The sequence below is a fragment of the Vibrio stylophorae genome (assembly GCF_921293875.1).
Taxonomy (GTDB): domain Bacteria; phylum Pseudomonadota; class Gammaproteobacteria; order Enterobacterales; family Vibrionaceae; genus Vibrio_A; species Vibrio_A stylophorae.
In genome coordinates, this window is sequence record NZ_CAKLDI010000001.1 from 2,005,197 (window position 1) to 2,016,706 (window position 11,510).

8 protein-coding genes are annotated in these 11,510 nt (G+C 49.7%); 3 read left to right on the top strand and 5 right to left on the bottom strand.

The features are described 5' to 3' along the window. Positions 1 to 237 precede the first annotated feature (237 nt). The gene (gene prmB / locus L9P36_RS09195) at positions 238 to 1,179 is read right to left on the bottom strand and encodes a 50S ribosomal protein L3 N(5)-glutamine methyltransferase (RefSeq protein WP_290368687.1); all 942 of its coding nucleotides are present in this window, start codon (positions 1,177 to 1,179) and stop codon (positions 238 to 240) included. Positions 1,180 to 1,296: 117 nt separating this feature from the next. On the opposite strand from prmB, the gene smrB reads away from it, so the two are divergent. After that, the gene (smrB, locus tag L9P36_RS09200; RefSeq protein ID WP_237466401.1) at positions 1,297 to 1,836 is read left to right on the top strand and encodes an endonuclease SmrB; all 540 of its coding nucleotides are present in this window, start codon (positions 1,297 to 1,299) and stop codon (positions 1,834 to 1,836) included. Between the two features lie 109 nt (positions 1,837 to 1,945). Here the strand turns inward: smrB and L9P36_RS09205 are convergent, their stop codons facing one another. The 3 genes from L9P36_RS09205 to sixA form a co-directional block, all read right to left on the bottom strand. After that, entirely contained in the window at positions 1,946 to 4,990 is a 3,045-nt protein-coding gene (locus tag L9P36_RS09205; protein ID WP_237466402.1) for an efflux RND transporter permease subunit, read from the bottom strand. A gap of 3 nt (positions 4,991 to 4,993) precedes the next feature. Next, positions 4,994 to 6,070 (bottom strand): efflux RND transporter periplasmic adaptor subunit, encoded by a 1,077-nt coding sequence (locus tag L9P36_RS09210; protein ID WP_237466403.1) that lies wholly within the window; start codon positions 6,068 to 6,070, stop codon positions 4,994 to 4,996. Between the two features lie 407 nt (positions 6,071 to 6,477). After that, entirely contained in the window at positions 6,478 to 6,954 is a 477-nt protein-coding gene (gene sixA, locus L9P36_RS09215) for a phosphohistidine phosphatase SixA (protein WP_237466404.1), read from the bottom strand. 129 nt (positions 6,955 to 7,083) lie between these two features. Here sixA and L9P36_RS09220 point away from each other — a divergent pair, with 129 nt between their 5' ends. Then, positions 7,084 to 9,885: an insulinase family protein gene (locus L9P36_RS09220; RefSeq protein ID WP_237466405.1), complete on the top strand. Its 2,802-nt coding sequence runs from the start codon at positions 7,084 to 7,086 to the stop codon at positions 9,883 to 9,885. Between the two features lie 112 nt (positions 9,886 to 9,997). After that, positions 9,998 to 10,906 carry an AraC family transcriptional regulator gene (locus L9P36_RS09225; protein ID WP_237466406.1) on the top strand — a complete coding sequence of 303 codons (909 nt, stop codon included), beginning with the start codon at positions 9,998 to 10,000 and terminating at the stop codon, positions 10,904 to 10,906. A 120-nt stretch (positions 10,907 to 11,026) separates the two neighbouring features. On the opposite strand, the gene yfbV is transcribed toward L9P36_RS09225, so the two are convergent. Continuing rightward, positions 11,027 to 11,476, bottom strand: a complete 450-nt coding sequence (gene yfbV, locus L9P36_RS09230) for a terminus macrodomain insulation protein YfbV (RefSeq protein WP_237467902.1) — start codon at positions 11,474 to 11,476, stop codon at positions 11,027 to 11,029. Between the last annotated feature and the right edge of the window lie 34 nt (positions 11,477 to 11,510).

Below are 11,510 nucleotides of genomic sequence, written 5' to 3' on the forward strand. Positions count from 1 at the left end.
TACGCCTTAGCTGTAAAGGGTTAATTTTGCTCGATAAGGGCAAGAAAAATGCCTCGCGATAGCAGATTTAACTAAGGATAAAACAATGCCATAAACAAAAGGCAGCACAATGGCTGCCTTGGTTTATCTTTCGCTATCTTTGATGAAAAAGACAGCAGATTGATTGGTGACTCACAAGCAAATCAGCAAGCCCTAGCATGCCGAATAATAGGCTGTTTGATAGGCCTACCCATGCGCCTAATCGCGTACTTGTTTATAATCAGCAAACAGTGGGGCACAGGCTTCAAGCTGCGATTTGGTCAACATAAAGACGCCATGACCGCCATTTTCAAACTCAAGCCACGTAAATGGCACATCAGGGTATTGCGCCATCATATGCACCATGGAGTTACCCACTTCACAAATCAGCGCGCCGCCATCATTCAAATGCGTTGGCGCATCTGCCAAAATGCGGCGTACCAAATCCAAACCATCAAAACCGGCGGCCAAGCCAAGCTCTGGCTCATGATGGAACTCATCAGGCAGATCGGCCATATCTTCGGCATCCACATAAGGCGGGTTGGACACAATCAAATCATAACCATGGGCAGGTAGTGCATTGAGCAGGTCTGATTGCATTGGGATCACTTGCTGCTCGACCCCATGTTGGTCGATGTTGATTTGCGCCACTTCCAGCGCATCATCAGAGATATCGACGATATCCACTTCGGCATCAGGGAAGGCGTGCGCCATGGCAATACCAATACAGCCACTGCCGGTGCATAAATCAAGCAAACGGCTTGGCTCATGGTTCAAAATACCGCTAAAGCCGTTATCAATCAGCTCACCGATAGGTGAACGAGGCACCAAAACGCGCTCATCCACATAAAATTCATAACCACAGAAATAAGCTTGGTTGGTCAAATAAGCCGTTGGAATACGCTCATCCACACGGCGTAGCACTTGCTCAGCCACGAGGCGACGCTCACGCTCAGTAAGGCGTGAAGCCAACAGATGCGGTGATAAATCCAATGGCAGGTGCAGGCTTGGTAGCACCAATGCTAAGGCTTCATCCCATGCATTATCACTGCCGTGGCCATAAAAAATGCCAGATTCGTTGAAGCAACTGAGGGTCCAACGCAACATATCTTGAAGCGTGACCAGCTCAGCGACCGCTTCATTTACTAATTTGTGATCCAAATTTGCCTCCGATTGGCTACAATAGCGCCCATTTTTTGCAATGCACCCGATGTAAACATGGCGTCATTCCCTGGCGGCCCACGTCGGCAAGCGATTTAAACAAGATAGGCCGAGCGCATGAGCGACAAAACCACTGACGATTTTGCTATGGATGATAGCCAGCTGTTTTCAGACGCCATGAAAGGTGTAAAAAAGATAGCGCAAGATACCATAAAGCATGCACCAACGCGCAAGATTTCCAACCTTGCCACCAGCAAGCGCCAACAAAGTGAACAGCGCAATGATGCCTTTTACTTCTCTGATGAATTTGAGCCGCATTTAAGCGAAGACGGGCCAATGCGCTATGCCCGCGACGATGTCTCCAAATATGAGGTCAAACGCCTGCGCCGAGGCATCTATGTGCCCGATATTTATTTGGATATGCACGGCATGACCCAGTTGGAGGCCAAACGTGAACTCGCCGCAATGATTGCTGAGTGTCGCAAAGAGGGCATTCGCTGCGCCTCAGTGATGCACGGCATTGGCACCCATGTATTGAAACAAAAAGCGCCGCTTTGGCTGGCTCAGCACCCAGATGTAATGGCCTTTCACCAAGCGCCGCTTGAGTTTGGTGGCGCTGGTGCACTCTTAGTGCTGATTGAAGTGAACGAGCGCTAGTCTGCCTTCATTCAAATAACGAACAAAAGAAAACGCCCGCAATCGCGGGCGTTTTTTATCGATTGACCATGTTTAAATTGGCCACGTTTGAATTGACCAGTGCAATCAATTAGGCACTTGGCGTTTTGATCCGAAACAATGCTGCATAGAGCAGTGGTATCACCACCAAAGTGAGCGCTGTCGCAAACAGCAAACCAAACATAATGGTCACCGCCATACTCTTAAAGAATGGGTCTAAGAGCAGTGGCGCCACACCCATAATGGTGGTTAGCGCGCCAAGCACCACAGGCCGCGCACGGCTAAGTGCTGAGTGCACAATGGCTTCAAAGGCTTCGCGTCCCGAGGCGATATCTTGGTCCGCTTGATCCACCAGTACGATAGCGTTTTTCACCATCATCCCGATCAAACTCAAGAAGCCCAAAATAGCCATGAACTCAAATGGCGTTTGGAAAGCCACCAAGCCGACAACCACACCAATGACCGCAAGCGGCGCGGTGAGCCAAATCACCAATGGTTGACGAATGGCGTTAAACATAAACACCACAGCCAAAATCATCGCACTAAAGCCATATGGCGCTGAAATTGCCAGACCCACGTTGGCCTCTTTGGCCGCAAGATATTCACCATACCAAGTCAGGCTATAGCCCGGTGGCAAAGCGATGGTTTCAATCTCAGCTTTAATGCGAACAAAGGCATCATTAGTTACCACACCCGGCGCTGGATCCGCTTGCACCATAATGGTTGGCATGCGATCGATACGGCGGATCATGGCGTCTTGCCAGACCAAATCGATATTGGCAATCAGCTGGCTCAGTGGTACCCACTGACCGGTTTGCTTGCTAAACACTTCGGCGTTTTCAATCACACGCTCATGGTCACGCTCAGCTTCCGGTGGACGCACTACGATTGGGATCAGATCATTGCCTTCGCGATAAACACCCACAGTGCGGCCTTCTAGCGCTTGCTGCAAGGCTTGGTTGACATCATATTGCGTCAAGCCGAGCTGCTGCATGCTGCTCTCAATAAATTGAGGGCGTACCACTGGCACTTGTTGACGCCAGTCATCTTGCACCGCAATGAGATCTGGGTCGGCAAGCATCATTGCTTTGGCTTGCTCAGACAGCTGACGAAGCACTTCTGAGTCAGGACCACGGAAACCGGCTTCAATTTTCTTACCGCCGCCGCGACCGAGCATAAATTTCCACACTTTGACCGACGCTTGCGGATATTTTTCAGTCAGCTCATCTTGTAGTGAGCCCACCAAACCCGAGATCACATGGTAATCATCCACATCAATCAGCAATTGGCCGTAAGCACTGTTCGGTGGCTCTGGCGAATAGGTCAACATAAAGCGCAAACCGCCGCCGCCAGCAAAACTAGTCACATGAGTGACACCAGTTTTCTTCGCGACATATTGGCGCATCTCTTCAAGCACAGCGGCTGTGGTTTCGATATCCGTCCCCTGAGGCAAAGACATATCCACCACAAACTGCGGACGCTGTGAGTCTGGCATAAAGCCCGGTGGTACCGCCTTCATACCCATCACGCCAGCCATAAATAGGCCCACGAGAATCAGCGCTGTGGTTTTACGATGACTGAGTACCCAAAGTAGCAACGCACGATAGCTGCGCAAAATGCGGCCCGGTTGAACCTCACCTTCGCCCACTTTGACTTTCAAGAATTGATCGCACAGCAGCGGTGTGATGGTCACAGCAAAGAGCCAGCTGAGCATCATGGAGTAGAGGATCACCCAAAATAGAGAGCCGGCATATTCACCCATATCACTTGGTGACAAACCGATGGCACTAAAGGCCAAAATACCCACCACGGTACCGCCCAGTAGCGGCCAAATGGTTGAGCTCACCACAGTTTCAATGGCTTCTTGCTTATCCTCACCTTGCTGCAGCTTCACCAACACACCGTCGGTCACCACAATGGCGTTATCCACCAGCATCCCCAGCGCAATGATCAACGCGCCCAAGGAGATACGCTGCATCGCAATATCTTCAAGCAGCATAATAATCAAGGTGCCAGCCACGGTGAGTAGCAGTACAAAACCGATGATGATCCCTGAGCGTACGCCCATAAAGACCAACAGCACGATAAATACGATCACCACAGCGGCAATCAAGTTATCGACAAAGTTCGCCACCGAAGCGCGTACAGAATCTGATTGTAGCGAGATAGCATGAAGTTCCATGCCCACTGGGCGCATCCCTTCAAGCTCAGCAAGGCGCGCTTTCACCGCATCGCCCATCTCAACAACGTTACCACCGCTGACGTTAGACACGCCAAGACCTACGGCGCGCTGACCATCATATTCCATCAGCAAGCTAGCTGGCTCTTGATAACCGCGCGTCACGCGAGCGATATCTTTTAGCTTCAAGATCTTGCCATCAGGGCCAAGGCCAATTTGCAAGTTCTCAAGGGTTGAGAAATCAGCAACAGGCGCTTCTGGGATCACCGGAATACGCATTTCACCCGCATCAAAATCACCAGCGACAGACACTTGGTTCTGCTGCTGTAGCACTTGATAAATTTGCTGGCTCGATACACCAAATTGGGCCAAGCGCTCACGTGAGATCTCAACAAAAATACGTTGCTGTTTTTGACCCAATACTGCGGTTTTCGCAACGCCAGGCACCAACGCTAACTCGCGGCGCAGCATATCCACATATTCTTGCAACTGACGATCGCTATAACCATCGCCCGTGACCGCATAGAACAGTGCATACACATCAGCAAAGTCATCATTCACAAAGGCAGGGCCAGATCCCGGCGGTAGCTGACGCTGGGCATCGCCAATTTTGCGGCGCAGTTTATCCCATACCTGATCAAGCGCGGCTTTGTCCTTGGAAAAAGCCAGCTTAATCTCAACAGTCACCTCGGAGCGACCCGGCTTGGAAACAGACTTCACCTCTTCGAGCTCTTGCAATGACTGCACAGCCCCTTCAATCACATCGGTCACCTCATCGGCAACCTCTTGCGCAGTGGCCCCCGGATATGGAGTCACAATCATCGCTTGGCGAATGATAAATTCAGGATCTTCAAAACGACCTAATTTGAGATAACTGAGGTAGCCCCCCAGAAGTAAAAGCACAATACAAACCCACACACTGGTGCGTTTTTGCATGGCATAACGGGCTATATTCATCGCTTATTCACCCTCAGTTTTGAGCGGATAAACTTGCATACCCGGCTGCACTGAATTGGCTGCAACAGTGATCACGCGCTCACCCGCTTTCAGGCCTGCGTCAATCACCACGCGATCGCCTACCAATTGACCCACAGTCACGGTGCGCTGAATCACAAAGCCTTGGTCATCAACCACCCACACATACTGCTCGCCCATGTTATTTGGCTGCACCGCAATCAAAGGCACAGAGATCACACCCTCACCTTGCTTTTCTTCTTGCGCTGACGCAACGCGAACCGTCATCCCCGGCAACACATTGCGCGATTTGAGATCCGTAAAGCCCAAGACCACTTCATAGGTTTGCGTCAAAGGGTCAGCATCGGATGCAAAGTATTTAAACTGCAATGGGAAAGCCACATCAGCCAAACCTTCCACATAGCCGTAAGCAAGCGTGCTGTGGCTATCGCGATTGGCGAGGAATTTTTGGCTTGGCACATCAATCACCACTTCCAATTGATTGAGGTTTTGCAAGCTGTAGATCACTTGATTGGCTTGAACTTGGTTGAAGTTATTGGCCAGCTTACGGGCAATCACACCATCAAAAGGTGCGCGCAGTGTGGCATCTTCAATATTACGCTGCGCATCTTGAAAACGGTTTTTGGCAAGATCGCGTTTGGTTTGTAGCTGCTCTAAATCACTTTTTGAGATCGCTTGGCTGGACTCAAAAATCTTTCGCCCGCGGCTATAATCTGCCTGCGCTTTTTTCAGCTCTGTACGCGCTGAATTTAGTGCGATTTGTAACTGACGCTGATCCAATTTAGCCAGTACCTGACCTGCTTGAACGCTATCACCTTCTTCAACGGTCATCTCAACCAGCTTGCCAGAAAGACGAAATGCTAAGTCTGCACGCTCAGCGGAGCGCACGACGCCGTGATAGCTTAAATCAGCCACAGTACTCAATTGCACTGTTTCAATCACAGCTGGACGAGCTTGTTTAACTTCCGGTTGAACCTCAACCGCAGGCTCGCCACAAGCGCTTAAATAAAAAGCACTTAAAAGTAGCAGCCCACTACGCGCAAAACGCTTGGTGCGTAACATGGATTTCATTCCTCAAAATAAGCCGTTTGATGCTTGGCAAATATAATCAAATAGAAAGGGCAAAACTGTCACTTTCCCCGCGTTTTCAAGTAAATCCGCTAAAAAGTGAGCACTGTTCAACACTCTATACTGAGGCATGGCTGAACGCGACTTGAACCGTCAAACCGCCGCTGAGAGCAAAGCTAAAAAATCAGAGTGGGATCAACAGATGCGCGCAAGTTCATGGTCTATTTCGTGGTTTTTCATCCCCGTCTGAAGTCACTAAAAAGAGAAATTTCGATGCGCCAAATAAAGACAAGAAAGAGGGCAATAGGCGCGAAAAACAGACAAAAAAGAAAAACAGACAAAAAAGAAAAACAGACAAAAAAATAGGGCCAATGGCCCTATTTCAATTGCATTCATTTGGGTTATTCGGCATCTGGCGCAAATTGATGCCAGAGCAGTTCGCCGCGCTTGGCTTGCAGATCATAATCAATGGCAAGCACTGATGAGGTCGCAAACATCGGCGGTTGAATCTCAGGTACCAAAGTTGCAGCTAAATAGCCGACCAAAGGCAGATGCGAGATAATCAGTATACTGTCAAAACCATCCACTTCCGCGCTGGCCTGTAGCAGCATGGCTACATCCATTTCATCACCATGGGGGGTGATCTCTGCCATGGTTTGCACTAAGTGTGGTTTGGGTAGTGTACTTGCCACCGCCTGCCAAGTTTGTTGTGCGCGTAAGTAAGGGCTTACCCAGACGCGATCCAATGTGCCAACCTGCGCGGCAAGCTCAGCCATCACTTGTTGTGATTGCCACTCACCATATTGCGTCAATGGACGCTCGGCATCGCTCGGTGCAAAGGATTGCGCTTCACCGTGGCGCATGATGTATATTTTCATTCGCTTTTCGTAAGCAAAACTTACGACCATGTTATTGATAAAATGCAAAAATACATGCTTGTGTGTTTGCCAGCCTGACAAAGCACCGTCATACTGAATAGGTTTACCCTAGCCATTTCGAGGCGCATCGTGCTGCAAAGTCCTAATGATCAGAAAGCTTACCAAACCCTCACGCTTGCTAACGGCTTGCGAACCATTTTGGTTCACGATCCAGAAGCACCAAGAGCTGCGGCCGCGCTTTGTATCAATGTAGGACATTTTGACGACCCAAAGGATCGTCATGGCATGGCGCACTTTCTCGAGCATATGTTATTTTTGGGGACAGAAAAATACCCCATCGCCGGCGATTTTCAAAAATTTATCAACCGTCACGGTGGCAACAATAATGCCTGGACAGGCACAGAACACACCTGTTTCTTCTTTGATGTGCAACCCGGAATGGCCTTTGACGAGGCGTTAGACCGCTTTAGTCAGTTCTTTATTGCGCCGCTTTTTATCCCTGAATTGGTGGAAAAAGAGCGCCAATCGGTTGAATCTGAATATCAGCTCAAAAAGCAAGATGATGTGCGCCGCCTGATGCAGGTGCAAAAGCAAACCATCAACCCCGATCACCCTTTTGCGAAATTTTCCGTAGGCAACGCAGAAACCCTCGCCGATGATGCCAACCAAGCCGATGGCAATATTCGCCAAGAGCTACTGGCATTTTATCAGCAGCACTACAGCAGCCACTTAATGACCTTGGCGGTGATCTCTCCAGAGCCCTTAGAGCATCAATATCGCCAAGTACAACCGCTGTTTGAAGCCATTGAGCGCAAAGCCATTGAAAAAGCGCCGATCACCACACCGATTTTGCGACCACAAGATAATCAAATCGCAATCTACGTGCAGCCAATTAAAGATATTCGCAAGCTCACGCTTAGTTTTGATCTGCCGGATCTATCGCACCTCTATCGCAGCAAACCGCTTAGTTATATTGCTCATTTACTCGGGGATGAAGGTCCGGGCAGTCTGATGGCCTATTTGAAAAAACAGGGCTGGATCACCGCACTGTCAGCTGGTGGCGGTTTAAGTGGCAGTAATTTTCGCGAATTTAGTATCAGCGTGGCGCTTACTGAAGAGGGTCTATCGCAAACGGACACGATTGCCGAAGCTTGCTTTGCCTACTTGCAACTGATTCGCGAGCGCGGCATTGATGCTTGGCGCTATCAAGAAAAACATGCGGTGATGGAAATGGCTTTTCGCTACCAAGAGCCCACCAAACCGCTAGATACCGTCTCATACCTTGCCACCAATCTGCACCACTACGCACCGGAAGATGTGATCTACGGTGATTATGTGATGAACGAGTTTAATGCCGAGCAAGTTCGCTCACTGCTAGACAAACTCACGCCAAATAACATGCGTCTCACGCTGGTCACCCGCGAGCCTAAACAAGCAATTGAGTGGGATCAGCGCGCCGATTGGTACGCAACGCCCTATCACTGCGCACCGCTCAGCGAAGCGCAACTGGCTCGCTGGCAGCAGCCAGCAATGATTCCAGCACTGGCACTGGCGCCGGAAAACCCCTTTATTCCAGAACGCTTGTCACCACTGCCCATTGAAAAGCCGCAGTCCATTCCGCAACTGTTGGAAAATCGTCCCGGTTTTCGCCTCTGGCACAAACAAGACACCATCTTTAACGTACCAAAAGGGATTTTATTTGTCGCAATTGATAGCCCTGTAGCGGTTGCCTCGGTGGAAAACATCGTGCGCACACGCCTGTGTGTTGAGCTACTGATGGACGCGATTAATGAGTCCGCCTACCCTGCGGAAGTGGCGGGCATTAGCTATAACCTCTATGCCCATCAAGGCGGCGTCACCTTGCAACTTTCAGGCTTTAGCGAAAAGCAGCCCGAATTGCTGCAACTGATTATTCAGCGCTTTGTCACGCGTCATTTTAAAACGGAGCGTTTTGAGTCGATTAAAACTCAGCTCAAACGCAGCTGGACTAATGCCAGCCAAGAAAAACCCATCAGCCAGCTCTTTAACCAGCTGACTGGTATTTTGCAGCCCAACAACCCTTGCTATCCGGCACTGCTACGCGCCCTTGAGCAAGTAGAAGTGGATCAGCTCGGCCCCTTTGTTGATGCCATGCTCAAAGAGATTTTTGTTGAGGTCTTTGTTTACGGTAATTGGCATCGCGACCAAGCGCGCCATATCGCTCAGGATCTCAAAGAAGCGCTGCGAGTAGAGAATCAAAGCTATATCGAAACCGGTAAGCCGCTAGCAAAAATTCATGGTCGCGGCACCCTGATCCATCCATACAATGTGGATCATGAAGACTCTGCGGTGCTGGTTTACCACCAATCAGAAAGCACCAGTGCACAGGCCATTGCCACATTTTTGCTGACCAACCATTTGATGTCGGCCACCTTCTTCCATGAACTGCGTACCAAGCAGCAATTGGGTTATATGGTGGGGACTGGCAATTTACCACTCAACCAACATCCGGGGTTAATCTTCTATATTCAATCGCCGGTTGCTAGCCCGAAAGAACTGATGCAGGCCATCGATACCTTTATCAACCATTTGGCACTGTTGGTGATTGAGCTCAATGATGCGCAGTGGCAAGCCAGTAAAGCGGGATTGATAGCTCAAGTTGAAGCGCCAGATACCAACCTTCGCCAGCGTGGCCAGCGCTATTGGAACAGCATTGGTCTCAAAGATTGGCAATTTGATCAGCGCGAGCGTATCGCTAAAGCGCTGAAAAAAGTGCGCCGCGTCGATGTGATTCGCTTTGTGGTCAACGCGCTCAAACCGCGCACCGCTGATCGCATGGTATTGTGCAGTGTGGGCCATCGTCATCAAGGTGCCGATCCCTTTGATTTAGGCAGTCCAGTTGGGCCAGTGAAACCCTTTCATCAAGCCAACAGTAATCGCGACGATCGCTGATCCTGTATTCAATACAATTGAAAAGCCCTGTGACATCACAGGGCTTTTTCTTTCCTCTTCATTCCCCCACCAAAATCCTTAGAATCGAGCAAGATATTCAAGGAGATTTATCATGGTTACGGATTACCATCAGCGCCTACGTCCCGTCATTCGATATTTAGAGCAACACTTTTGCGATCTGCGCTCATTGGATGAAATTGCCGCCATGGCCAATCTATCTCCCTTTCATTTTCATCGCATTTTTAAAGCGGTAACCGGTGAGCCACTCAATGAATATTTGCGCCGCTTGCGCTTAGAAGCGGCAGCGCATCAGCTCTTTTACCAAAAACAGTCGGTCACAGAAGTGGCACTCAACGTTGGATTTTCTAGCAGCCAAAGTTTGGCCAAAGCGTTTCGTCTACGCTTTGGTATTTCGCCGAGTCAAATGCGCCACTGCGACCAAATGGAAACATTTACGGAAATGATGCGGCGCAGCAAGATTGGACACCAATTGCGCAAGGCCGGACACGCAGGGCACAGTACAAAGGACTATGCTGATTGGCGTCAATCCTCATTTCGGAGTACAAAGATGAAAATCGAAACATTTCCCGCAGGTTATTTAGCATTTATTCGAATCACGGGTCCCTATGGGCAAGGGTATGAGCCGGTCTGCAATCAGCTTTATGGCTATGCACAGCGACACAATCTGATGCAAGCACCTTGGCTATTTATCTACCACGATAATCCAGAGGTCACGCCATCGGAACGCTGTCGCACCGATGTCTGCATTTTACTGAGTGAAAAACCAGCAACAGAAGCTGGCATCGAGGTATGTGATTTTATGGGCGGTCGTTATGCCACCCATCGACAGCAAGTGGAAGCGCACGCTCAATATGCCGAAGGCTGGCAACAGTTAATTGGCGAGATCGTGGCGCAAAAATTGAGCTGTGACGAAAGCCGCCCCTGTTTTGAGCTATACCACAGTATGGATCCGCAAACAGGCGTCGCCGATGTGAGTTTTTGTAGCGCCATCTCTGAGTAGCCATTGGTTCACGTAAGCCACTTACGATGACCCAATACCAATACCAAGACACAAACAAAAAGCGCGGGCTCTATGAGTCCGCGCTTTTTGAATATTGTGAAATCGATATAAAACGGGCGATTAAAACCAGCGCTCTAAATCATGTTTATCCAGCTTTTTAAAAGCGCGCGATAAAATCTGCGCCAGCTCTTGATAGCGGGGCTCAGCTTTGAGCGGCTCAACAGCAATACCCTCTTGGGTAATGGTTTGATGCAGCTCGCGATACCAAGCAGCCAGTCCGGGTGGCAGCATGGTTTGGCTGCGACTGCCAAGCCACCATAACCCTTGCAATGGTAGGCTCAGGGCAAATAGTCCCGTAACCACAGCCTGAGGTAAACCCGGTTGGTTGGTGAGCACCATTTGTAATAGCACGCCAATCACGGCAATGGCTGGTGTCACACGCAACGCAAACTGCGTGGCACGAATCACCCGCCCTTCCGGAAACATTGGATTAAGCTCTTTTCGCTGTGGCCATAGGTTCATATAGCGTTGACCTTGACCAAATCGCTTGAGAAAACCACCTTGCTGCATTGGATCTCCCCCTTTCACACTGAATCATCCAATA

Excerpts from the sequence above, each read along its gene's own strand:
- L9P36_RS09205 (WP_237466402.1), bottom strand. The coding sequence starts at position 4,990 with ATGAATATAGCCCGTTATGCCATGCAAAAACGCACCAGTGTGTGGGTT.
- yfbV (WP_237467902.1), bottom strand. The coding sequence starts at position 11,476 with ATGCAGCAAGGTGGTTTTCTCAAGCGATTTGGTCAAGGTCAACGCTAT.
- sixA (WP_237466404.1), bottom strand. The coding sequence starts at position 6,954 with ATGAAAATATACATCATGCGCCACGGTGAAGCGCAATCCTTTGCACCG.
- L9P36_RS09210 (WP_237466403.1), bottom strand. The coding sequence starts at position 6,070 with ATGTTACGCACCAAGCGTTTTGCGCGTAGTGGGCTGCTACTTTTAAGT.
- L9P36_RS09225 (WP_237466406.1), top strand. The coding sequence starts at position 9,998 with ATGGTTACGGATTACCATCAGCGCCTACGTCCCGTCATTCGATATTTA.
- smrB (WP_237466401.1), top strand. The coding sequence starts at position 1,297 with ATGAGCGACAAAACCACTGACGATTTTGCTATGGATGATAGCCAGCTG.